This is a genomic window from Dactylosporangium sp. CA-139066 (assembly GCF_050936175.1).
Lineage (GTDB): Bacteria > Actinomycetota > Actinomycetes > Mycobacteriales > Micromonosporaceae > Dactylosporangium.
The window spans coordinates 195,388-218,586 of record NZ_JBNJNH010000002.1 but is presented as its reverse complement, the minus strand read 5'-3'; the positions used below and the strand labels follow the sequence as shown (position 1 = coordinate 218,586).

Annotated in this window: 16 protein-coding genes, 1 other RNA gene and 1 pseudogene; 12 read left to right on the top strand and 6 right to left on the bottom strand. The window is 71.2% G+C overall.

The genetic code is table 11. The annotated features are described in order from the left end of the window. The first annotated feature begins 122 nt into the window (after positions 1 to 122). Complete coding sequence (secA, locus tag ACQEVU_RS45550) at positions 123 to 3,035, top strand: preprotein translocase subunit SecA (protein ID WP_433335793.1); 2,913 nt, start codon at positions 123 to 125, stop codon at positions 3,033 to 3,035. A gap of 1,360 nt (positions 3,036 to 4,395) precedes the next feature. Here the strand turns inward: secA and ACQEVU_RS45545 are convergent. Together ACQEVU_RS45545 and ACQEVU_RS45540 are read right to left on the bottom strand one after the other, a co-directional pair. Beyond that, positions 4,396 to 4,917 carry an Rv3235 family protein gene (locus tag ACQEVU_RS45545; RefSeq protein ID WP_433335791.1) on the bottom strand — a complete coding sequence of 174 codons (522 nt, stop codon included), beginning with the start codon at positions 4,915 to 4,917 and terminating at the stop codon, positions 4,396 to 4,398. 285 nt (positions 4,918 to 5,202) lie between these two features. Beyond that, complete coding sequence (locus tag ACQEVU_RS45540; RefSeq protein ID WP_433335789.1) at positions 5,203 to 5,439, bottom strand: helix-turn-helix domain-containing protein; 237 nt, start codon at positions 5,437 to 5,439, stop codon at positions 5,203 to 5,205. 120 nt (positions 5,440 to 5,559) lie between these two features. On the opposite strand from ACQEVU_RS45540, the gene ACQEVU_RS45535 reads away from it, so the two are divergent. Next, entirely contained in the window at positions 5,560 to 6,066 is a 507-nt protein-coding gene (locus ACQEVU_RS45535; RefSeq protein WP_433335787.1) for a DUF6912 family protein, read from the top strand. A 10-nt stretch (positions 6,067 to 6,076) separates the two neighbouring features. Here the strand turns inward: ACQEVU_RS45535 and ACQEVU_RS45530 are convergent, their stop codons facing one another. After that, the gene (locus ACQEVU_RS45530; RefSeq protein WP_433335785.1) at positions 6,077 to 6,922 is read right to left on the bottom strand and encodes a hypothetical protein; all 846 of its coding nucleotides are present in this window, start codon (positions 6,920 to 6,922) and stop codon (positions 6,077 to 6,079) included. 110 nt (positions 6,923 to 7,032) lie between these two features. Here ACQEVU_RS45530 and pruA point away from each other — a divergent pair, with 110 nt between their 5' ends. Beyond that, positions 7,033 to 8,652: an L-glutamate gamma-semialdehyde dehydrogenase gene (gene pruA, locus ACQEVU_RS45525; protein ID WP_433335783.1), complete on the top strand. Its 1,620-nt coding sequence runs from the start codon at positions 7,033 to 7,035 to the stop codon at positions 8,650 to 8,652. 244 nt (positions 8,653 to 8,896) lie between these two features. Here pruA and ACQEVU_RS45520 read toward each other — a convergent pair whose 3' ends face one another. Next, positions 8,897 to 10,549, bottom strand: a complete 1,653-nt coding sequence (locus tag ACQEVU_RS45520) for a hypothetical protein (RefSeq protein ID WP_433335781.1) — start codon at positions 10,547 to 10,549, stop codon at positions 8,897 to 8,899. Between the two features lie 140 nt (positions 10,550 to 10,689). Here ACQEVU_RS45520 and ACQEVU_RS45515 point away from each other — a divergent pair, with 140 nt between their 5' ends. The 9 genes from ACQEVU_RS45515 to ssrA all read left to right on the top strand — a co-directional run bounded on the left by ACQEVU_RS45515 (position 10,690) and on the right by ssrA (position 20,507). Continuing rightward, positions 10,690 to 12,816, top strand: a complete 2,127-nt coding sequence (locus ACQEVU_RS45515) for a protein kinase domain-containing protein (protein WP_433335779.1) — start codon at positions 10,690 to 10,692, stop codon at positions 12,814 to 12,816. A 104-nt stretch (positions 12,817 to 12,920) separates the two neighbouring features. Then, positions 12,921 to 13,436 carry a helix-turn-helix transcriptional regulator gene (locus ACQEVU_RS45510; protein ID WP_433335777.1) on the top strand — a complete coding sequence of 172 codons (516 nt, stop codon included), beginning with the start codon at positions 12,921 to 12,923 and terminating at the stop codon, positions 13,434 to 13,436. A gap of 29 nt (positions 13,437 to 13,465) precedes the next feature. After that, on the top strand, positions 13,466 to 14,584 hold the full coding sequence (gene prfB, locus ACQEVU_RS45505) for a peptide chain release factor 2 (protein ID WP_433335775.1): 1,119 nt from the start codon (positions 13,466 to 13,468) through the stop codon (positions 14,582 to 14,584). A 199-nt stretch (positions 14,585 to 14,783) separates the two neighbouring features. Continuing rightward, entirely contained in the window at positions 14,784 to 15,464 is a 681-nt protein-coding gene (ftsE, locus tag ACQEVU_RS45500) for a cell division ATP-binding protein FtsE (protein ID WP_433335773.1), read from the top strand. Positions 15,465 to 15,531: 67 nt separating this feature from the next. Further along, on the top strand, positions 15,532 to 16,407 hold the full coding sequence (ftsX, locus tag ACQEVU_RS45495; protein WP_433335771.1) for a permease-like cell division protein FtsX: 876 nt from the start codon (positions 15,532 to 15,534) through the stop codon (positions 16,405 to 16,407). 336 nt (positions 16,408 to 16,743) lie between these two features. Then, positions 16,744 to 18,021, top strand: a complete 1,278-nt coding sequence (locus ACQEVU_RS45490; protein ID WP_433335769.1) for a M23 family metallopeptidase — start codon at positions 16,744 to 16,746, stop codon at positions 18,019 to 18,021. A 67-nt stretch (positions 18,022 to 18,088) separates the two neighbouring features. Further along, complete coding sequence (gene smpB, locus ACQEVU_RS45485) at positions 18,089 to 18,568, top strand: SsrA-binding protein SmpB (protein WP_433335767.1); 480 nt, start codon at positions 18,089 to 18,091, stop codon at positions 18,566 to 18,568. Between the two features lie 69 nt (positions 18,569 to 18,637). Further along, complete coding sequence (locus ACQEVU_RS45480; RefSeq protein ID WP_433335765.1) at positions 18,638 to 20,041, top strand: SRPBCC domain-containing protein; 1,404 nt, start codon at positions 18,638 to 18,640, stop codon at positions 20,039 to 20,041. Between the two features lie 92 nt (positions 20,042 to 20,133). After that, positions 20,134 to 20,507: a transfer-messenger RNA gene (ssrA, locus tag ACQEVU_RS45475) on the top strand. A gap of 616 nt (positions 20,508 to 21,123) precedes the next feature. Here ssrA and ACQEVU_RS45470 read toward each other — a convergent pair. Continuing rightward, positions 21,124 to 22,143 (bottom strand): annotated as a pseudogene (locus ACQEVU_RS45470) (recombinase family protein); the annotation flags it as partial. A 234-nt stretch (positions 22,144 to 22,377) separates the two neighbouring features. After that, positions 22,378 to 23,199 carry a hypothetical protein gene (locus tag ACQEVU_RS45465; protein ID WP_433335763.1) on the bottom strand — a complete coding sequence of 274 codons (822 nt, stop codon included), beginning with the start codon at positions 23,197 to 23,199 and terminating at the stop codon, positions 22,378 to 22,380.

Genomic DNA, 23,199 nt, shown 5'->3' with positions numbered 1-23,199 from the left:
GGTACACCGTGTGATTTGTCCGCCTTTGGGGCTCGGTGTCCGTAGAGTAGGCGGGCGGGGGCGGCAGGTCGGCGGAAAAGCCGCCTACGATGGGTCGCAGACGTTTGAGGGAGCGCTGACCCGTGTCGATTTTCGAGAAGATCCTCCGCGCCGGCGAGGGCCGGATGGTGCGCAAGTTGAAGGCCGTCGCCGACGCCGTCAACTCGCTGGAGGACGAGTATGCCGACCTGACCGACGAAGAGCTCGCCGGCATGACGGAGCAGTTCAAGGAGCGACTCGCCGACGGTCAGACGCTGGACGACATCCTGCCGGAGGCGTTCGCCGTGGCCCGCGAGGCCGCCTCCCGGGTGCTCGGGCAGCGACACTACGACGTGCAGATCATGGGCGGCGCGGCCCTGCACTACGGCAACATCGCCGAGATGAAGACCGGTGAGGGCAAGACGCTGACGTGCGTCCTCCCGGCGTACCTCAACGCGCTGTCCGGCAAGGGCGTCCACGTGGTCACCACGAACGACTACCTCGCCCGCCGCGACGCCGAGTGGATGGGCCGGATTCACCGCTTCCTCGGCCTGACCGTCGGCGTGGTCGGGCCCAACGAGCCGTCCGCCGTGCACCGGGCCGCCTACCAGTGCGACATCACGTATGGCACCAACAACGAGTTCGGCTTCGACTACCTGCGCGACAACATGGCCTGGTCGCGCGACGAGCTCGTGCAGCGGGGCCACAACTTCGCGATCGTCGACGAGGTCGACTCGATCCTCATCGACGAGGCCCGCACCCCGCTGATCATCGCGGGCCCCGCTGAGCAGTCCGCGCGCTGGTATCAGGAGTTCGCCCGCGTGGTGAACCGCCTCAAGCGCGGCAAGGAGGGCGAGGCCGACTACGACGTCGACGAGTCCAAGCGCACCATCTCCGTCACCGAGCGCGGCGTGGCCAAGGTCGAGGACCAGCTGGGCATCGACAACCTGTACGAGTCGGTGAACACCCCGCTCGTCGGCTACCTCAACAACGCGATCAAGGCCAAGGAGCTGTACAAGCGCGACAAGGACTATGTCGTCAACGAGGGCGAGGTCCTCATCGTCGACGAGTTCACCGGGCGCATCCTGCACGGTCGGCGGTACAACGAAGGCATGCACCAGGCCATCGAGGCCAAAGAGGGCGTCGAGATCAAGCAGGAGAACCAGACGCTCGCGTCGATCACCCTGCAGAACTTCTTCCGGCTCTACAGCAAGCTCTCCGGCATGACCGGCACGGCGCAGACCGAGGCCGCCGAGTTCAACAAGGTCTACAACGTCGGCGTGGTCTCCATCCCGACGCACCGGCAGATGATCCGTGTGGACCACCCGGACGTCATCTACAAGACCGAGAAGGCGAAGTACAACGCCGTCGTCGACGACATCGTCGAGCGCCACGCCCTCGGCCAGCCGATCCTGGTCGGCACCGTCTCCGTCGAGAAGTCCGAGCTGCTGTCGCAGCTGCTGCGCCGCCGCGGCGTCGCGCACGCCGTGCTCAACGCGAAGTTCCACGCCAAGGAGGCGGAGATCGTCGCGCAGGCCGGCCGCAAGGGCGCGGTGACGGTCGCCACCAACATGGCCGGCCGCGGCACGGACATCCTGCTCGGCGGCAACGCGGAGTACCTGGCCAACGCCGAGCTGCGCCAGCGCGGGATCCTCGAGGAGGAGGACCCGGAGGGCTACGAGAAGGCGTTCAACGAGCTCCTGCCGGAGATCGAGGCGCTCGTGGAGCAGGAGTCCGAGGAGGTCACCGACGTCGGCGGCCTCTACGTGCTCGGCACCGAGCGGCACGAGTCGCGGCGCATCGACAACCAGCTGCGCGGCCGCTCCGGCCGGCAGGGCGACCCGGGCGAGTCCCGCTTCTACCTGTCGCTGCAGGACGAGCTCATGCGCCGCTTCCGGGCCAGCGCCGTCGAGGCCGTCATGGACCGCTTCAACATCCCCGAGGATGTGCCGATCGAGTCGAAGATGGTCACGCGCCAGATCAAGAGCGCGCAGACCCAGATCGAGGCGCAGAACGCGGAGATCCGCAAGAACGTTCTGAAGTACGACGAGGTCCTCAACAAGCAGCGCAAGGTCATCTACGCCGAGCGCAAGCGCGTCCTCGACGGCGAGGACCTCAGCGACCAGGTCCGCAACATGATCGACGACGTCGTCGGCGCGTATGTGGTCGGCGCCACCTCCCTCGGCGAGACCGCCGAGGACTGGGACCTCGAGCAGCTGTGGACCAACCTCAAGCAGCTCTACCCGGTCGGCATCACGATCGAGGACCTCGAGGAGGAGTCGAACGGCCAGCTCGACCCCGAGTTCCTGCGTGTCCAGCTCATCGAGGACGCCCACGCCGCGTACGACCGCCGCGAGGAGGAGCTCGGCTCCGAGGCCGTCCGCGAGCTGGAGCGCCAGGTGCTGCTCAACGTCATCGACCGCAAGTGGCGCGAGCACCTGTACGAGATGGACTACCTGCAGGAGGGCATCACCCTGCGGGCCTACGCGCAGCGCGACCCGGTGGTCGAGTACCAGCGCGAGGGCTTCGACATGTTCCAGCAGATGCAGGAGGGCATCAAGGAGGAGGCGGTCGGCTTCCTGTTCAACCTTGAGGTCCAGGTCGAGGAGGCCGTCCCCGAGCTCGAGGCCGTCGCGGCGGAGGGCGAAATCGACGGCGAGACCCCCTCGGTCCCGCTGCCCGAGCCCCACGTGGAGATCCGCGCCAAGGGCCTCGGCGCCCGGGCCCCGCGCGCCCTGCAGTACTCGGCCCCCACGATCGACGGCGCCGCCGGCGAGTCGGGCGTGGTGATCGAGCAGGAGGCCCCCGCGGCCCCCGCACTCGGCGTCGGCACCAACGGCGCCGGCGAGCGCGGCAACCCGCGCCGCTCGGGCCCGCCGCTGCCGAACCAGAGCGGCCGCAAGCCCTCCCCGGGCCAGGCGGTCGCGAGCAACGGCCCGTCCCGCAACGCCCCGTGCCCGTGCGGCTCGGGCAAGAAGTACAAGCGCTGCCACGGCGCCCCCGGCGGCCCGGCCTAGGCCGCCCACCGTCGTCCGTGTGAAGGGCGGGCACCCCGGCTCACGTCGGGGTCGCCCGCCCTTTGCGCTGCCGCACCCCCGCGCCACCGTTCGCGCTCCCGATCAAGCGCTCCCAACGATGACCGCCACCGACGCCGCGACCGCGAGCCGACCCGCGGCGGTGACGGCCGCAACCTGCCAAGGCGGGTTGCTTGGCCCGGCGGCGAGGGCGCGCCCCGGCGGCGACGAGCGTGCGGGCCGGTGAGGGCCCAGCCCGGCGGCGAGCGTGGGGCCTGGCGAGGGGCTCGGGCCGGCGGTGGCCAGCGTGTGGCCCGGCAAAGGCCGGCCTGGCGGTGGGCGTGCGGTGCGGCGGCGTGGGCCGGCCTGTCGGCGGCGAGGGGCGGTCCGGCGGCGGCGTGGGGGCGGTCCGGCGGCGGCGTGGGCCGGCCTGTCGGCGGTGAGCGTGCGGTGCGGCGGCGAGTGTGCGGGGTTGGCGGCGCAGGCGCGGCCCTAGCGGCACGGGCGCTGGCTGCGCGGGTCGACACCGCGCCTCCCGGTCGGCCTTGCGGCTGGCGGCGGGGCGAACGTCGACGGCGAGGCGGCCGCCGCGGTCTGGGCCCTGCAGATCCGCGGCGGCCGCGTTCGGGTGGTGGGTGTGGTGCCCAGTGCGCCCGCTGCCCCCATGGCTACCGAGCGCACCGGGGGTTCCCGGCGGTGTTCGGGTGGCGGCCATCGCACCCCGGCACGGTGTGGAGTGCGATGGCCGCCGTGGAGGGCATGGCCCGGCCCACCGAATCCGGGACCATGCGCCCTCCGGAGCCGCCGCGCGCGTCGTCCCTCCCCGGCCGCGCACGGCGGATGTGCATCCCGGCGGCCGTCCCACCCCGTGATCGGGACGGCCGCCAGGTGGTCGAGTGTCCCGCCCCGCGCGTCGCGTCTTGCCGGCCGCGTGTGGCGGATGGTGCGTCCCGGCGGCCGTCCCACCCCGTGATCGGGACGGCCGCCAGGCGGTCGAGTGTCCCGCCCCGCGCGTCGCGTCTTGCCGGCCGCGTGTGGCGGATGGTGCGTCCTAGCGGCCGTCCCACCCCGTGATCGGGACGGCCGCCAGGTGGTTGAGTGTCCCGCCCCGCGCGTCGTGTGTTGCCGGCCGCGTGTGGCGGATGGTGCATCCCGGCGGCCGTCCCACCCCGTGATCGGGACGGCCGCCAGGTGGTTGAGCGTCCCGCCGCCCGCGTCGCGTGTTGCCAGCCGTGTGTGGCGGATGGCAGGACGCGGTGGCCGCTCCGCCCCGTGATCGGAACGGCCGCGCGCGGCGGATGGTGTGTGCCGGAGGCCGCCCCGCCCCGTGATCGGGACGGCCTCCGGCGGACCGAGGTCTGGCCTATAGGACGGTGACCACGGTGCAGATCCAGCCGAGTACGCCGACGCTGCGCCGATCCGTGCGCTCCAAGCGGATCGCCATCGCCCACGTCGCCTCGCCGTGCTCCAGGACCACGACCGCCTCGGCGATGCCGTCCAAGGGCTCGCTCAGCAGCAGGCGGCGGGCGCGGACCAGGTGGCCGCGGCGGGCGGCCTCGCCGGGGGTCATGCGGATGCGGACCGTGCGGCGCAGGAGCTGGTCGCTGATCTCCGTGAAGCGCTTCGGGGACGTCATCGGGCGCAACTGCGCCGGTGGGCGGTAGCCGTTGAGGATCTCGACGCACAGGCTGACGAACTTCTGGGCCGCGGCGTACGCGGTTGAGCGGCGGCCGTCTGCCGTTGTCGGGGCCGGGCGCGGGCGGGGCTGCGGCGGCGGGGTCACGGCGGGCGGCGGCGGCGAGCCGGGCCACTCGAACGGCAGCTGGTCCATGTCCAGCGGCGGCTCCGGTGGCGGGTCGACCGGCGGGTCCAGGGGCGGTGGCATGCGCAGCACGACCGCCGGGCCGCAGGGTGTGCGGCGCGTCCGGGCGCCGCGGCGTGGCCGTCGTTCGGTGATCACCGTCATGGAACTTGCCCCCCGATCCTTGCGTTTGCTTTCGATTGCCTCCCACAACCTTTGTATCGAGCGCGCACAATATCGTCAAGAATCCTGCGTTTGCTTACGTTTGCCTTCGCCCGGTTCCGCGGCATACGTCCGTTCACGCACGCCGGGGAGCCGTGATCAACCCGGCAGGGCCGTGATCAAAAGGAGCGGAAAGAAGACCAGGGGTCAGAACTCGTCCGAGTCGTCGCGGTCGACCAGCGGGTTGCTGCGCACCCACTCGGCCGTCTCGGCGTACTTGCGCTCGATGTACTCCTCGAGCTTGCTCCGCTCGATGCGCCACTGGCCGCGCCCGCCCACCTTGATCGCGGGCAGCTCCCCGCTGCGCACCATGTGGTACACCTGCGAGGTCGACACGTTCAACTGCTCGGCGACGTCGGCCATGAGCAGGAATCGCGGCTCCATCGGCTCAGTTTGCCACCGTTCGCTTCCCACTGGTTACGACGACTCTCGGGCGGGTCCCAATCGGGACCGACACGCGCGACATGCGTGTCGAAAGCCGGACCAGGGTGTAGTACAAGGAGCGTGACGACGGACCTCACGCGCGTGTATCTGCCCGCGACCCTCGCTCAGCTCGCCGTCCTGCGGGAGAGCGGGGAACTGCCGCCGCCCGTCGAGGCGCACGCCGTCACTCCGGCGCTGCGCGAGTGGTACGCGGAGGGCGACGAGGAGGAGCTCGAGTACGTCGCCTTCACCCGCGCCGCCCAGAGCGCCCTGCGCCTGCTGCGCCACGACGCCAAGGCGCCCCGCCGGCGGGTGGTGGTCTCGGCCGACCTGCCGGGCACGGTCCTGAAGATGACCGGGCTGGAGCTGGGCTCGAGCCTGGTCGAGGTCTCGACCAGGGTCGCGCTGCGGACCGTCGCGGCGATCCACGTCGACGGGCAGGCGGCCGAGGGCGACGTCTCGGCGGCCGCGGACGTCGTCGAGGAGGCCGAGGCCGGCGACCCGGACGCCCAGTTCACGGTCGACGGGGCCGAGGACCACGAGCTGGAGTGGTACGACCCCTCGGAGATCGATCAGCTGGTGAGCTGAGCGAAGGGGACTAGGCCCGCTTCAGGGTCCGCCCGACCAGGATCATCGCCAGGAACGCGCCCGCGAACAGCAGGATCAGCCCGTGGTTGACCTGCTCGGGCAGCCGGTTGGCGATGATCGCCGCGTCGAACTCGCTGTCCCTGGCCACCGCGTGCGACAGCGGCAGGCCGCCGATCCAGCCGACCAGCGCGGCGCCGAGCGTGAGCAGGCCCGGGACGGCCCCGGCCAGCGGGTACGCCGGCCACGGCAGCGCCAGGCCCGTGCGGCGCAGGTAGCCGAAGGCCAGCGCGCCGGCCGCCAGGCCGCTGACGATCGACGTCGTCAGCTGGAGCCGGTAGGACGCGTCGGCCATGCTGCCGACGGTCTCCTGGTTGCCGAAGAGGTTGACGAGGTCGTTCTGGAAGTACGCCACGAGCAGCCCGATCGCCGAGGCCAGCACGCCGGCGGCGGCGCCCGCCACGATCGCGCTGACCGGCTGGGCCGCGGCGATCAGGCCGCCGAGCACGCCGGCGACGGCGACCGTGGTCGCGACGTAGGCGACGGACGGGCCCGTGTGGTACGCCGCGAGCATCCCGCCCATGGCCAGCAGCCCGACCGGCAGGCCGCCGAGGCCGCCGTACAGCAGCCGGCGCCGCCACTGCGCTTCGGGGGCGAACCGGCCCACCGCCAGCACGCCGAGCGCCGCGCCGGCGATCAGCGTGGGGGTCAGCACGCCCGGCAGCACGAGCGCGGCGACGGCGGGGCCGGGCACGTGCCCGTACGCCGAAAAAAGCGTCAGGAACAGCAGCACCAGCGCGAACCCGGCCACGAACACCGCCCGCGCCGGCCGCCAGAGATCCGCGGTCCGCTCTGTCAACGAAGCCTGCTTGACACCCACGATGAAGCAGCGTACGCGAGCGGCCGGACCGGGCCGCCGCCCGTGCGAGGATGAAGAGAACCTCGCCAAAGACGACGTGGGAGACCCTCATGGATGCCTTGCTCACTGTGCCCGAGCCGAACAACGAGCCCGTGCACGGCTACGCCCCCGGAACCCCGGAACGGGCCGCACTGCAGCGCCGCGTCGCGGAGCTGGCCGCCGAGCGGCACGACCTGACCATGACCATCGACGGCACGGCGCGGATGGCCGCGGGCGAGCCGATCGAGGTCGTCGAGCCGCACAACCACCGCCATGTGCTGGGCGTCACACACAACGCGACCACCGGCGACGCCGCGGACGCGGTCGCGGCGGCGAAGCGGGCGGCGCCGGCGTGGCGCGACCTGCCGTACGCCGAACGGGCCGCCGTCTTCCTGCGCGCCGCCGACCTGCTGTCGGGCCCGTGGCGCGACACGCTCAACGCCGCCACCATGCTCGGGCAGTCCAAGACCGCGATCCAGGCCGAGATCGACTCGGCCTGCGAGCTCATCGACTTCCTGCGCTTCAACGTCCACTTCGGCCGCCAGATCCTGGCCGACCAGCCCCGCTCGTCGGCCGGCGTGTGGAACCGCTTCGACCACCGCCCGCTCGAGGGCTTCGTCTACGCGATCACGCCGTTCAACTTCACCGCGATCGCCGGCAACCTGCCCTCGGCGCCCGCGCTGATGGGCAACACCGTCGTGTGGAAGCCCTCGCCGACGCAGCAGCTCGCGGCGCACTACACGATGCGGCTGTTCGAGGCGGCCGGCCTGCCCCCGGGCGTGATCAACCTGGTCACCGGCGACGGGCTCGCGGTGTCCGAGGTGGCCCTGGCCGACCCCGACCTGGCCGGCATCCACTTCACCGGTTCGACCGCGGTGTTCCGCACGCTCAACCGCGTCGTCGCCGAGAACGTGTACCGCTCGTACCCGCGCATCGTCGGCGAGACCGGCGGCAAGGACTTCGTGATCGCGCACCCCTCGGCCGACCCGGCGGCGCTGGTCACGGCGCTGATCCGGGGCGCGTTCGAGTACCAGGGCCAGAAGTGCTCGGCGGCGTCGCGCGCCTACGTGCCGGCGAGCCTGTGGGCGACGATCAAGGACGAGCTGGCCGGGACCGCCGACTCGCTCACCTACGGCGACGTCGCGGACTTCACCAACTTCGGCGGCGCGGTCATCGACCGGCGCGCGTTCGACCGCCACGCGGCCGCGCTGGACCGGATCAAGAACGCCGCGTCGTGCACCGTCGTGGCCGGCGGCACCGCCGACGACGCCGAGGGCTTCTTCGTCCGGCCGACGATCGTGGAGTGCACCGACCCCGGCCACGAGGTGTTCACCACCGAGTACTTCGGGCCCATCCTCGCCGTGCACGTGTTCCCGGACGACGACTTCGACGCCGTGGTCGCGCAGGCGGAGTCCGTCGCGCCGTACGCGCTGACGGGCTCGATCTTCGCCACCGACCGGGCGGCCATCGACCGGGCCACGCACGCGCTGCGCTTCGCCGCGGGCAACTTCTACATCAACGACAAGCCGACCGGGGCGGTCGTCGGCCAGCAGCCGTTCGGCGGCGGGCGCGCGTCCGGCACCAACGACAAGGCCGGCTCCTGGCACAACCTGCTGCGCTGGACGTCGCCGCGCACGATCAAGGAGACCTTCGTGCCGCCGACCGACCACCGCTACCCGCACATGGGCTAAAAACAAGATCACACGCAGTGCTACCGCGACGCCCGCCGTGGGCGCGGTCCGTGACTCCCGGGCCCGCGGCGTGCGCGCATAGTCGCTCTTTCCAGTGCTACCGCGACGTCCGCCGTGGGCGCGGTCCGTGACTCCCGGGCCTGCGGCGTGCGCGCATAGTCGCTCTTTCCAGTGCTACCGCGACGTCCGCCGTGGGCGCGGTCCGTGACTCCCGGGCCTGCGGCGTGCGCGCATAGTCACCCTTTCAGTCGCGGGACGGTGCGACCGCGACGATCTTGTCGAGCGTGAAGGCCCGATCGTCGCGGCGCAGCCGGCACCAGGCCTCGATCACCGACCCGGCGAGCTCGGCGTTCTCGATCACCCGCTCGGAGGCGCGCCCGTGCGCGTCGACGTAGCGGATCCAGATCGGCCCGCCGTGCTCGACCGCGTCGGCGAGCAGCTGTGCCTGCTCGGGGCGCAGCTGGGGCGCCCGCCGCCGGATCTGCTCCAGCGGCGACGCCTCGCGCTGCTGCGGTACGGCAAGACGGCGCGCCAGCTCGTCGACCTCCACGGCCGGCCGGGCGCGCCGCGCGGGTACACCGGCCGGGCGCACGCTCACCTGGGCCCGCTCGGGCTGGTAGCCGGCGGCGCGCAGGGCGGCCAGCGTCTCCGCGGCCGGCTCGCGGGAGCCGGCCACCGTGGGCGCGAGCCGCTCGAGCCCGAGCGCGGCGACCACCGCATCCAGCAGCGCCGGGTCCTCGCAGAGCACCACGCTGCCGACGTCGCGCACCCGCACCGGGTCGGCCGGCGGCGGCTCGGGCAGCATCAGCGCGGAGACCTCGGCGATCGAGCGCCCATCGGCCAGGGCACGCCCCAGCGGCGAGATCGCGAACGTGTCCGGCCCGGTCAGCGCGCACACCCCGAACGCCGCCGCCTCGGCAAGGACCTCCCCCACGGCCGCGTCCCCGGCCGCCCGCGCGTCCCCGGCTGTGCGCGCGTGCCCGGCCGCTCGCGTGTCACCGGCTGTGCGCGCGTGCCCGGCCGCTCGCGCGTCCCCGGCTGTGCGCGCGTCCCCGGCTGTGCGCGCGTGCCCGGCCGCCCGCGCGTCCCCCGCCGCCCGCGCGGGCAGCGGCGCGGTCCAGCGCACCAGCGGGGCGAGCGAGTCCGCGCCGGCCACGGCGGTGTCGGGCGGCAGGTCGTGCAGGACGCGCACGACGACCCGGCGCAGGGGCGGGCCGCCCCACCAGCCGGCGAGCAGCCGGGCCAGCCGCTCGCCGGGCGGGGCCTCGAGCCAGCCGGCGTACGCGGCGGTCGGTCGCAGCCGTGCGCCCTCCGCGGCCAGGAGACCTGCTTGGAGTACGACATCGGCAACGGCGTCACCACGACGGCGGGCGAGGGGCGCCTCGGCCAGCAGCGTCGCGGCCCGGTCGAGCAGGATGCCGGCGGCCTCGGCCGCGGCGGCCCGGATCGCGGCCCGGTCGGCCGGCACCAGCGCCGGCGCGGGCGGCACCGGCTCGAACGGCTCGGGCGCCGCGGCCCGGGCGGCCTCGAGCAGCAGACCCGGCGCGGTCCACAGCGTGTCGCCGTCGGGCCAGACCAGCGCGCGCTGGCTCAGCACCCGCAGCGCGGCATCCAGCCCCGCGTCCGCGTCCGCCTCGACGCCCAGCTCCTCGGCCAGCAGCGCGCGCTCGAACGGCGGCTCGCCGAGCCGGGCCAGCGCCTCGACGACCTGCAGCGCGGGCAGCGGCAGCGTGGCGAGGACGTCGGCGACGCCCGCGCGGGCGCACAGGCGCGCCGCGAGCTGGGTGAGGTCGCTCGGCGCGGGCGCGGCGAGGGCGTCCGGCCGGCGCCGCAGCACCTCGCCGAGCTCGCGTTCGTCGAGACCCCGCAGCCAGCGGACCAGTGCGCCTCTCGTCACGACACGCGACCTTATAGCGTCGGTGACCAATGAGCTGCGGCCGGATGTGACGACTCCCGTCTTTGTGCCAACGGGCCCACCGCGCCCGTTTTGCGTGGCGGCCCTCGCCTACCGTCTGGGGTGAGGGGGAGGTACGGGTCATGAAGACGGTCACCGGGGGCAAGACGCTGCTGGGCAACCGCTACCGGCTGGAGTCGGAGGTTGCCCGGGGCGCGATCGGCGCGGTCTGGCGGGCGTACGACACGCAGGCGAACGAGTGGGTCGCGGTCAAGATACTGCGCTCCGAGGCCGCCGAGGTGCCCGAGCTCAAGGACGGCTTCCTGGGCGAGGCCGAGCTGCTGGCCGGCCTGGAGCACCCGTCCGTGATCCGGGTCAAGAACCTCGTCACCGACAAGGGCGTCCTGGCCATCGCCATGGAGCTCGTCAACGGCCCGGACCTGCGCCGCCGGCTGCGCGCCGAGGGCCCGCTGCCGCCCGCGGTCGCCGCCGAGGTGGTCGCGCAGGTGGCCGACGCGCTCGCGTACGTGCACGCCAACGGCATCGTCCACGGCGACGTCAAGCCCGGCAACCTGCTGGTGCCGACCGACGGCGGCCCGGTCCGGCTCGCCGACTTCGGCGTGGCCCGCCGCCTCGACCGGCCGGCCGGCCCCACCCACGCCACGCCCGAGTACGTCTCCCCGGAGGTCGTCGCGGGCGCCACGCCGAGCCCGTCGGCCGACGTCTACGCCCTCGGCGTGGTGCTCTTCGAGCTGATCTGCGGCCGCAGCCCGTACCGCGGCGGATCACCCAACGAGGTCCTGCGCCGCCACGCCGACTGCGTGGCCGTGCCCCCGCCCGGCATGCCGGCCGCGCTCTGGCCGGTGATCGAGGCGTGCATGGAGATCGACCCGCGGATGCGCCCGACCGCCGCCTCGATCGTCGGCCGTCTGCGCGCCGCCGAGGGCGCGCTCGACGGCTTCGAGCCGCTGCCGCGCCTGCCCGCCGAGGCCGTCACGTTCTGGCAGCGCTCGGCCGAGCAGACGGCGCCCGTGCAGGCCCCCGTCCGCCGCGTCGACTGGGTACCGCTGCCGACCGCCCCGACTTCGCCGGCGGCCGCTTCGGCGGCGCTGATGATGGCGGTGCCGATCGGCGAGTTGCCGACCGAGCCCCACGGCGTCGCCGACCTGCCCACCCACGCCTTGCCGGAGCCCCCGACGGTCCCGCACTACTCCACCGAGCCGGCTGAGCCGCCCACGCAGGCCCTTTCGGCAATTTCGGATTTGTCGGAATCGCCCGGCGCTGCGGCAGTCGCCCCTTCCGGCGATTCGGCCACCGCCGACGCACAGGTATCTCCGGGCGAGCCGGTTGGCGCGTCCGATGGTGCGGCGGCCGAGGCGGTGGCGGCCGGTGGGGAGGTCTCTCCCGGCGAGCCGGTTGGCGCGTCCGAGGGTGCGACGGCCGCCGCCGACGCGGAGGTCTCTCCCGGCGAGCCGGCCGAGGCGTCCGATGATGCTGCGGCCGAGGCGGTGGCGGCCGGCGAGCCGCTCTGGGCCGATCCGGAGCCCGTTGCGGAGATGATGATCCCGCCGCAGCGGACCGGTTCGCCGGATGAGCCGCCCACGGTGCTGCGCTTCGAGTCGGCGGCGCCGTCCGGCGACGAGGCGACCCAGGTTGTGGCCGCATCTTCGCCCACACCCGCGTCCAGTGCACCAGTTTCGGATATTTCCGATTCTGCGCCGCCGACGCACGTGATCGCGGCGCCGCTCTGGCCCGCCGGGGCGCCGAATATGCCGCGTGTTTCGGAAATGTCGGGTTCGCCCGATCCGCTCCGGCCGGCGGTGGCGGGGGACTTCGAGCCGCTCAGCCAGTTCGCGGAGGAGGAGCCGCCCACCGAGGCGCACACCGGCGGCACGGCGCGCCGCCAGCGCCGGCTGCTCGTCGGGGCCGCCGCGGGCCTGCTGCTGATCCTCGGCCTCGCGGTCGGCGGGCTGCTGCTCTCCGGCGGCGACCAGAAGGCCAACGGCGGCGACAAGAAGGTCAACGCGACCACGCCGGCGCCGGCCGGCTCCGGGTCGCCGGCCGCCGCGCCGGGGGAGAGCGCCACGCCGGGGGCCGGCACCGCGCCGGCCGAGCCGGGGCAGACCGCCACCGGGCCGGGGGAGAAGCCGCCGACGAAGAAGCCGACGCCCAACCCGACGCCGACCAAGACCGGGCTGCCCGGGATCGGCGACCCTATGCCGTCATTCCCGTCGATGCCGGCGTTTCCCACGTTCCCAACATTCGGGTGACGCTGGTGGAACGGCTGTCCTAACTCGACAGTCGCAGCGCGACAGTCGACAGTGGATTTGCCGAAATCCTGGACTGAGCGGTCGAAAGATGACAGCGTAGAGTCATGGCGGATTCTGGAGTGAACGCGACCGCGGCGGCGCTGCTGGGCCTGCTGCACGAGGGGCCGATGACGGGCGGCCAGCTGATGGCGGCCGCGCAGCGCCGCCTGGGGCCCTACTGGTCGATGACGCGCAGCCAGGTGTACCGGGAACTGCCCGCCCTGGCCGACTCCGGATACGTCAAGCTCGGCAAGCCGGGCGCCCGCTCCAGCCAGCCTTATGCGATCACGCCGGCGGGCAAGCGGGCGTTCGCCCGGTGGCTTTCCGAGCCCGCGGGGCGCGAGTCACTGCGCAATCCGGTGGCCCTACGTGTCGCGTTCGGCGCCCAGCAGTCCTCCGCCCAGCTGCAGGACGTCTACGCCCAGGCCGCCGAGTACCACACCGCGGCGCTCACCGAGGCGCGCGAGATGGCGAAAGAGGCCAAGAAGTCCGGCGACGACTTTTTCTCCGCGTCGCTCGAATTCGCGGTCGGCTATCACAAGGCCGCGCTCACGTGGCTCAAGAGCGCGCCGGGCAAATAGCCCTTCGCGACCCGGCGTAGTCTTGACGCGTGACTGCTCTGGACCACGCCGAGGCTCTCAAGCAACTTGACGGCACCCTTCGCAACATCGAGGCGGTGCTCGACCTCGACCGCCTGCGCAAGGAGAAGGCCGATCTCGAGGAGCAGGCGTCGGCTCCCAACTTGTGGGACGACCAGGTCGCCGCACAGAAGGTGACGTCGCGCCTGTCCTACGTCCAGGGCGAGATCACGAAGCTCGAGCGGCTGCGCGGGCGCCTCGACGACGCCGTGGTCCTGCTCGAGCTGGCCGAGGCCGAGGGTGACGTCTCGTCGTTCAGCGAGGTCGGCGACGAGATCGGCGGGCTGCGCAAGTCGATCGAAGAGCTTGAGGTGCGGACGCTGCTGTCCGGGGAGTACGACTCCCGGGAAGCTCTTGTGACGATCCGCGCGGGCGCCGGTGGGGTCGATGCGGCCGACTTCGCCGACATGCTCATGCGGATGTATCTGCGCTGGGCGGAGCGGCACGGCTACGCGACCGACGTCTACGACACCTCCTACGCCGAAGAGGCGGGCATCAAGTCCGCGACGTTCGCCGTGAAGGCGCCGTATGCGTACGGCACGCTGTCGGTCGAGTCGGGCACGCACCGGCTCGTGCGCATCAGCCCGTTCGACAACCAGGGCCGCCGCCAGACGTCGTTCGCGGCGCTCGAGGTCGTGCCGGTGGTCGAGCAGACCGACGACGTGGAGATCCCCGACGACGAGCTGCGCGTGGACGTGTATCGCTCCAGCGGCCCCGGTGGCCAGGGCGTCAACACGACCGACTCGGCGGTGCGGCTGACCCACATCCCGACCGGCATCGTCGTCTCCTGCCAGAACGAGCGCTCCCAGATCCAGAACAAGGCGACCGCCATGGGCGTGCTGAAGGCCAAGCTGCTGGCCCTCAAGCGGGCCGAGGAGGCCGCGAAGATGGACGCGCTGCGCGGCGACGTGGCCGGCTCCTGGGGCGATCAGATGCGCTCCTACGTCCTCCACCCGTACCAGATGGTCAAGGACCTCCGGACGGAGTACGAGACGGGCAACCCCACCGCGGTCTTCGACGGCGACCTCGACTCGTTCATCGACGCCGGGATCCGGTGGCGCAAGCAGCGGGAGCTCGGCGTCGAGGCGTGATGATCGCTTTGGAGTGCGTCAATTACCTTAAGTGATTGCGGTACCGCAGGAAAAAGTGAGGCGTACGTCACACTTTTTCGCGGAATCAAGCGCTGCCCTGCGGTTCGCGTCGCCTGGTCGGGTCCGCATTTCCGGCAAATCGCGCATGCCGCACGCCGTGTACTTGGCGCACTTGTCACACCGCGTAGACTCACGTCCCGTGATTCGGCTTGACCACGTGACGAAGACGTATCCGAAGGCGTCTCGCCCCTCCCTTGACGATGTTTCCGTCAACATCGAGAAGGGCGAGTTCGTCTTCTTCATCGGTCCCTCCGGCTCAGGCAAGTCCACGATCATCAAGCTGCTCCTGCACGAGGTCGCCCCCAACCGGGGCAAGGTCGTCGTGAACGAGCGCGACGTGACGTCGATGCGGTCGTGGCGGATCCCGGCCTTCCGGCGGCAGATCGGCTGCGTTTTCCAGGACTTCCGCCTGCTGCCGAACCGCACCGCCTACGAGAACGTCGCATTCGCCCTCGAGGTGATCGGCAAGTCGAAGGGCGTCGCCCGTCGCGTCGTCCCCGAGGTGCTCGAGCTCGTCGGCCTCGGCGGCAAGGAGCACCGCTACCCCCACGAGCTCTCCGGTGGTGAGCAGCAGCGCGTTGCGGTCGCCCGGGCCTTCGTCAACCGCCCGCTGATCCTGCTGGCGGACGAGCCGACCGGAAACCTGGACCCGGACACGTCCATCGAGATCATGCGTCTGCTGGACCGGATCAACCGCACCGGCACGACCGTGGTCATGGTGACGCACGACTCCAACATCGTGAACCAGATGCGGCGCCGAGTCGTCGAGATCGAGAGTGGCCGGATCGTGCGGGACCAGCCTCGCGGTGTCTACGGCTGACCCCCAGCCCTAGTCCGCACCGCCCTCCGTCCTCCTGCTGGGTCCGCTGGGAAGGAACCCCCACCCGATGCGCGTGAGATACATCCTGTCCGAAGTCCTCACCGGGCTCTGGCGCAACGTCACGATGACGATCGCCATGATCATCACGATGACGGTTTCGCTGTCGATGCTCGGCGCGAGCCTGCTGCTGTTCTTCCAGGTCGGCAAGATGGAAGACTTCTTCTACCAGCGGGTGGAGGTGTCGGTCTTCCTCAAGGGCGACGTGAGCGACGACCAGCGCAGCAACCTCGAGAGCGCGATCAAGTCCAACGCCCTGGTCCAGTCGTACAAGCACGAGACCAGAGACGAGGCCTGGACCCGCTTCCAGGAGCAGTTCAAGGACGCGCCCGACCTGGTGAACTCGGTCAAGAAGGAGTCGCTGCCGGAGTCGTTCCGGATCAAGCTCAAGGACCCGAACAAGGTCCAGGAGTTCACCGACCAGTTCCGCACCCAGGACGGCGTCAGCGACATCATCGACCAGAAGCAGCTGCTGAAACGGGTCTTCGACCTACTCGGCGCGCTGCAGACTCTGGCGCTGACGGTCGCCATCGTCCAGGGCGCGGCCGCCTTGCTGCTGGTGGCCAACACGATCCAGGTCGCGGCGTACAGCAAACGCCGCGAGGTGGCCGTCATGAAGCTGGTCGGCGCCTCCAACTGGTTCATCCAGATGCCCTTCGTCCTGGAGGCGGTCTTCGCCGGCCTGATCGGCGCCATCCTGGCGTTCGGCGCGCTGATATGCGCGAAGGTCTTCTTCATCGACGGCTCGCTGAAAGCACTGGCCACAGTCCTACTACCGGTGGACTGGTCCAACATCTGGCTGATGCTTCCGGTCCTGTGCGGCGCCGGCGGCCTGGTCAGCGCGATCACGGCCTGGGTGACGCTGCGCTTCTACGTCCGCGTCTGACGCGTTCGGCTCGCTGAGGGGCGGCTCCGGTTCTTCCGGGGCCGCCCCTCGCTTTTTGCCTTCTGCGCCCCGGGCGGGCGCCGCAGCGGTGTTCGTGGAGCTTCGTGCCCCGCTAGCGCTCACACGTTTCCGCGCCCCCCGCACCGTGCTTGCGCCCTTGTATTGGCCGTGCCTGCCTCACGCCGCGACCCGCCCGTGTGGCCTTGCCCGCGGTGCGTCTGGTGTACGTCCTTGCGGTGGTGTTGGGCCACGATAGGTGCATTTAACCGATATTCCTGACTTATGGGTTTTGCGCTGCGTACGGTGACCCTCAAGTGGTACTGGAGGGTTGCTTCCGTGAACCGAACCCGGATCGTCGCTGTTGTCGGTGTGGTCGTCATGTTGCTCGGGGCCGGCGGGCCCGGGTGGGCCGATACCAGCGACGACAAGGCGCGGCTCGACAAGCAGTTGCAGGAGACGCAGGCGACGCTCGAGGCGGCCACCGACAAGGCGCAGCAGGCCGCCGCCGACCATGATCGCGCGGCCGCGGCGATGCCGGGGGCGCAGGCGGCGCTCGCCGATGCCAAGGGGCGGGTCATCGCGGCCGATGCGGCGGTGCATCAGGCCGAGCGCGACCGGGACGCCGCCGATGCCGCGGTCCGGGCCGCCGACGCCGAGTATGCCTCCGCGCAGCGGGAGGTCGACCGGGCCAAGGGCGATGTGTCGGTGTTCGTGGCGGCGGCGTACAAGGGCGGCGGCTTCGCGATGGTCAACTCCGTCTTCGATGGGAGCCCGACCGATCTGGCGGTGCGCATCGAGTACCTCGACAAGGTCGCCCAGGCCAAGCAGCAGGCCGTCGACGAGCTCACGGCGGCCCGTACGGCCGCGCGGGAGCGCAGCGCCGTCGCCGTCCAGGCGGGGCAGGGGGCGCGGCGGGCGGCCGCGGACGCCGCACGGACGCTGTCGGAGTCGCAGGCCGCGCAGGCGGGGGCCGAGAAGGCGGCCGCCGACGTGCGGGCGCTGATGGACCAGACCGCTCGGGCCGAGGCCGCGGCCGGCGCCGAGCGCAGTGCGGTCCTGGCGCGGTACCAGGAGCTGAAGGCCGAGAGCGACCGCGTCGCCGCCCAGTTGCGCGCGGAGGCCGACGCCGAGGCTCGGCGGGCCCGTGCGGCCGCGGGAGCCGCGTCCAAGGGGCCGTTGACGACCGTCACCGCGCCGAGGGACGGGGCGTTCTTCCTCATGCCCGTGCACGGCTGGAAGTCGAGCAACTTCGGGATGCGGTTCGACCCGGTGTACAAGGTGTATCAGCTGCATGCGGGCGTAGATCTGGCGGCGGGCGGCGGCCAGCCCATCGTGGCGGCGGCCGACGGGGTCGTCGTGCGCGCGGGGCCCTCGGGGGGCAACGGCAACTACACGTGCATCTCGCACGGGCTGTACCAGGGCAAGGGGCTCGCGACCTGCTACGCGCACCAGTCCGCGATCCTGGTGCACGTCGGCGAGCACGTGCAGCGCGGCGAGCTGATCGGGCGGGTCGGCACGACGGGGGCGTCGACCGGGTATCACCTGCATTTTGAGGTACGGCTCAACGGCACGCCGGTGCAGCCGCTGAACTGGCTGCCGGGCTGCCTCTGCTGATCGCACGGGAAATGGTCTTGCCGGGCGCGATATTCTTCAGTTCGGTCGAGAAACGCTGGAGGGGTCGATGCCGCGCGAAAAGGGGCGCAAGCTGGTCGCGTCCAACCGGAAGGCGCGCCACGACTACGAGATCCTCGAGACGTTCGAGTCCGGCATCGCGCTGACGGGGACCGAGGTCAAGTCGCTGCGCGCCGGGCGGTGCTCGCTCGTGGACGCGTTCGGGCAGATCTCCGACGGCGAGGTCTTCCTGCATGCGATGCACGTCCCGGAGTACACAATGGGCACCTGGACCAACCATGCGCCCCGGAGGATCCGGAAGCTGCTGCTGAAGCGGCAGGAAATCGACCGCATCGGGGTGAAGGTCCGGGAAAGCGGCCTGACCCTCGTGCCGCTCTCGGTGTATTTCTCGGACGGATGGGCGAAGGTCGAGCTCGCGCTCGCGCGCGGCAAGAAGGCCTACGACAAGCGCCAGACGCTGGCCAAACGCGACGCCGACCGGGAGATCGCTCGCGTTATGGGCAGCCGCAACAAGGGTCGCGCCGAGTAAATCCGCTCTCGCGCGTGAGTAATTGCGAGCTGCTCGGCAGGTAATACGTGGAGGCCCTATAGTCCCTGCGTGACCGAGATTCGGGTCGATGTTGACCTCGAGCAGCCGCCATCCGTGGTGTGGCGCGCGTTCACCGAGGCCCACCTCGTCACCGACTGGCTGCCGACGACCCGGTTCCTGGTCCGCGACGACGGGACGTTCACCTTTCAGGCTCACGATCTTGAGGGCCTGGAGGACCCGATCGAGGGACAGCTTGTCACCGTCGAGGCCGAACGCCGCATGGTGATGCGCTGGGAGGCCGTCAACCTGCATACGGTCGTCGCGATCACGCTCACCGAGCGGGGCGCGGGCAGCCGCTTCACGCTCACGCAGAGCGGTTTTCTCGGGCCGCAGGGGACCATGCGGCGAAGGGTGCTGCTCGCGACGTACACCACCCTCTTCGAAGGACCGCTCAGCGCGACGCTGGCCAAGATCGCCGCTCAGGACGCCGCGGTTTCGGAGGCGCCCGCGCCGACCACCGTGAAGCGCAACGACGGCGGGCCGTTCAATCGGCTGCCCCGCCAGCCCTCCGTGCCGAGCCGCTCGGCGCCCGGCCTGAGCTCGTCCATCCGGTCGACGGCCGGCCCGCGCCCGACGACCCCCGTGCCCGGCTTCGCCGCCGCCGTCCTCGGCGCCCACGCGACCGGCGTGGCCGAGGTCGCCCCGGCGGCCGTGCCGGCCCAGCCCGACGCTCCGGCGGTCGACCAGGCCGAGCCCGACGCCCCGGTGGCGTCGCGTCCGGCCGCCGTTCGCACGGCCCGCCTGGGCGCGCTGACGGCGCCCGTACGGGACGGGTGGAGATGGCTTGCCGGCGCCCGCGACTGGTCGGCCGACCGGCGCAGCCAGGCCATGGCCGCCGGCGCCGCGGTCCTGCTGCTGCTGGCCATGGCGGCCATCCTGGTCGGCAAGTCCACCGCGCTACATCCGGCCGACCCGCCGCAGACCGGCGGCGAGAGCCCCGGCCCCGCGCAGGCCTCGGTGCCGGCCGCCTCCGGCCGCCCCACGGCGACCGTCCCGCCCCCGGTCGTGCCGGCCACCACGCGCTCGCCCGCCTCGGCCCCGCCGGCGAGCGTGTCCGCCTCGCAGCCCGGCACGGCGGGTTTCGCCCAGCTGATCGCGGTGTACAAGACCGAGGACCTGAGCCTGACCGCGTACCGCGTCACGGTGACGATCAGCAACCCCACCGAGACCGTGGCCAACGACTGGGCGGTGGTCATCGTCCTGCCCCTACTGGACTTCGACGTGAGCAACGTCTCGGGTGCCCGCCAGAGCCGCTCCGGCCTGCGCGTCTCCTTCACCCCGCTGGACAGCAACCGCAAGGTCGCCCCCGGCGCCACGGTCACCATCCGCTTCGACGTCAACGGTTTGGGCGTGCGAAACGGCCCCTTCACCTGTACGATCGATGGTCGGCCGTGCACCGCCGCGCCCGCCTGACGGGCTCCGGCGGGTACTGGGATGAAACTGTGGCCGGGACGCGTTACGCTTGATCGGTCGCACGAGGGTGCGGCAGCCACCACCACCCACACGGGGGTGACTGGTTTCGACTTTGTTTGTGGCGATAGGGGAAGCGAGCCGAGGAAGCCGACGTTGTCTCGTGAATCAGTCGTCGGAAAGTTATAAGCGCCAATCTTAAGCGCTCCGAACTCGCTCTCGCTGCCTAAGCTAGAGTGAAGTTCTGTCGGTCTGGGAACGCCTTCGGCCCAGTAACCGGCATCAGCTAGAAGGCTGGCCAACCGAGTCCGGTCACGGGGCTCGTGCGGCGAGATTAATTGTGACTGGGCCCGTCATACCAGCTCGCTCGCGTGATTGGTAGGGCCGAGTAGAGGCATAGCGAGCTGCGCTCGGAGAAGTCCTAACAAAGCGACGAAGGACCCGGGTTCGATTCCCGGCACCTCCACCATGGAGGGCGTAATTGAACCCGCGCCAGCGAGAGCGGCGCGGAGGAGATCGCCATCAGAGGCGGGGTCACCGACATCGGTGGCCCCGCCTCTTGCTATCTCGGCGAGCGGCTTGACCTGGGCTTGGAGGTCGTCAGCGGCCACGAACGGCCCCTGGTCGTCGGCGTCGAGATAGAGCCGGTGGAAGAATGTCCGGTTCAGCGCCTGGCGCGCCTTGGTCGTTGCCTGGCGGTACAGCTCCTGCGGATCGCTCAGCAGTTCGAGGAGTTCGTCGATCCGCTCCTGCGCGCCAGCGGTGTCAGGTGCCTCGTCGAGCTGGCGGGCCAGCCGGCCGCGCTCGTCACGGATCGCACGGAGCCGCTGGGCGATCTTGTCCTGCGGCCAATCCGGATCGCCGACGAGGTCGAGGAACCGATCCTCCTGAGCGCCGAGCTTCGCGAGCTGTGCCTTCACCCGCTGCTGGATCTCGGATCGCGTCGAGACCGAGTGGCCGAGGACGTCACGAACGCGCCGCCCGATTCGCTGGCGCAGCTCAGGTGGAAGCATCACCGTCGCGTAGTTCTCGATAACGGCCGCCTCGACCCGTTCCGTCGGCAGGTACGGCAGGTCGCAGAGACGCTTCTGGCGTCCTTGGCAGAAGTGGTAGAAGTACAGGCTCCCGGTGTGGCTCTTGCCTCGCATGATCATGAGCCGGCGGTGGCATCGGTGACACCACACGACGCCCTTCAGGTAGTGGTTGTGCGTCCGTTCCCGGATACCGCCGGCCCGGCGGATTTCGAGCATCCGCTGAACCTGATCGAACAGTTCTTCGGCGACCAGCGGCTCATGGCGGCCCTTGAACTCCTGGCCCTTGTACTGGACGTAGCCGAGGTAGTACCGATCGCGCAGCAGGTTGCCGAGCGAGTTGATGGAGATGGGCATTCCGCCCGGGAACCGCTTCGTCGGTCGCGTCTTCAGCCCGGCGTCCGTCAGCGCCGCGATCAGCGCGTGGAATCCGTAGTCGCCCGTGGCGTAAAGCTCGAACGCCATCCGAATGAGCGGGCCACGCTCCGGATCAACCACGACCGTGCGGACTTCGCGTCCCTCGAACTTCTCGCGCACGTTCATGTAGCCGATGGGTGCCTTGCCGACCGATCCGCCGCGCGCCACCTTCTGGCCCATCTTGTAGGCGATGTCTGCCCCGGCTGCCCGGGACTGGTACTCGTTGACGCCGTCGAGCACGGTGGCGACCAGGTCGCCGATCGCGCTGTCGTCGGTGTGGTCCATGACCGAGATCAGCGTCGCGCCCGCGTTGCGAAGGTCCCGCTTCGTGATCGCAGCGTCGATGCTGTTCCGATGGAGCCGCGACCGTGCGTACACGATCACGTAGTCGATTCCGCGCTCAGCCTTGAGCCGAGCGATCATCGCCTGGAACTCGGGCCGGCGGTCGGTCGTCGTGGCCGATCTGCCCGGCTCCACGAACTCGGCGACGATCTCCGCGTTGAGCTGGGCGGCCCGCGCCTGAACAGCGGCGCGCTGGGCGGGCAGCGAGATGCCTTCCGGGTCGTAGTCTGTGTTGACCTGGCCGGCCGACGACACGCGAAGGTAGCTGAACGCGCGCTTGCGCGTCGTCGTCGGCCGGTCGTGTTGGCGTGTCATCGTCATTCCTCCGGTTGGGTCTTTCTGCGTTCTTGAGCCATCAGCACGAGCGCTTTGACGAGCAGTTCTTCGTCGACCTGGACGAGGCGGCGCTTTCTTGCCTTCCTGTGGTGCGCGGGCGCCTCCTTTCCTGGGTGTCGTCGGTTCGTCTGCGGCGAACGTCCGTCCGTCGTCCGTCCGCGCGTCCATCGGCGCAGACGCGCGTGTGAGGCGGACGGACGTCCGCGCGGACGTTCACGAGATGTCCTCGTCCGCGGCTCGCCAGTGCCCGCGGCTGACCTGCTGGGCGCGCCCGTCACTGGCCAGGTTCTGGAGGCGGTCGTACACCCACGTCCGCCGCATCCCGGTGAAGTGCATCAGTTCCGGGACAGTCAGCCCGTCGTCGGGCGCGTCCCTGAGCGCCATCTGCAAGGTCATCTCCGGTTGCGTGACGATCTCGCCTTCGACGACGACCTCGGGCTCTGTGAGCGCCTTCTCGGATAGCTCGTCGAGCCCTGGCCGGCTCTCGGCGTAGCGGGCGGCGGTGGTTTGCACGTCGTCGTCGGTGACGAGGTAGCCGCGGGCGCGGCGGGGTTGGGTGTGCCCGTCGCCGAAGATGTAGAACTTGCCGGGTGCGTCGAGGGTGTGTGCGTGCCAGCCGGCGCCGAGCATGCCCTTGTCGAGGATGAGGTCGACATCGCGCCGCTCGCGGACGCGGAGGCAGATGCGGACGCTCATCTGTGATCGGAGCGCGCCGCCGCCCATGGATTTCTGCGTAGGTCGCTGGTTGGCGCCGAGCAGCGTCGTCGCCACCGCTCGGCCGCGCCGCGCGATCGACTCCGCCGCCTCGACGGCCCCCGGTGCTTGCTCGACGAGTTCGGCGTACTCGTCGACCACGATGACGAGCGCGGGGGAGCGGGGGCTGGGTTCCCAGACTCGGCTCCCGCTGCGGCTCATCGCCTCCGCACGGGCGTCGAGCACCCGCACGCCATCCCGGAGCAGGGCGGCGGCTTCGGTGGGCGTGGTGGCGAGCCTGGCGAGGCAGGATTCCCAGCTCTGAGGGTTCAAGTAGGACAT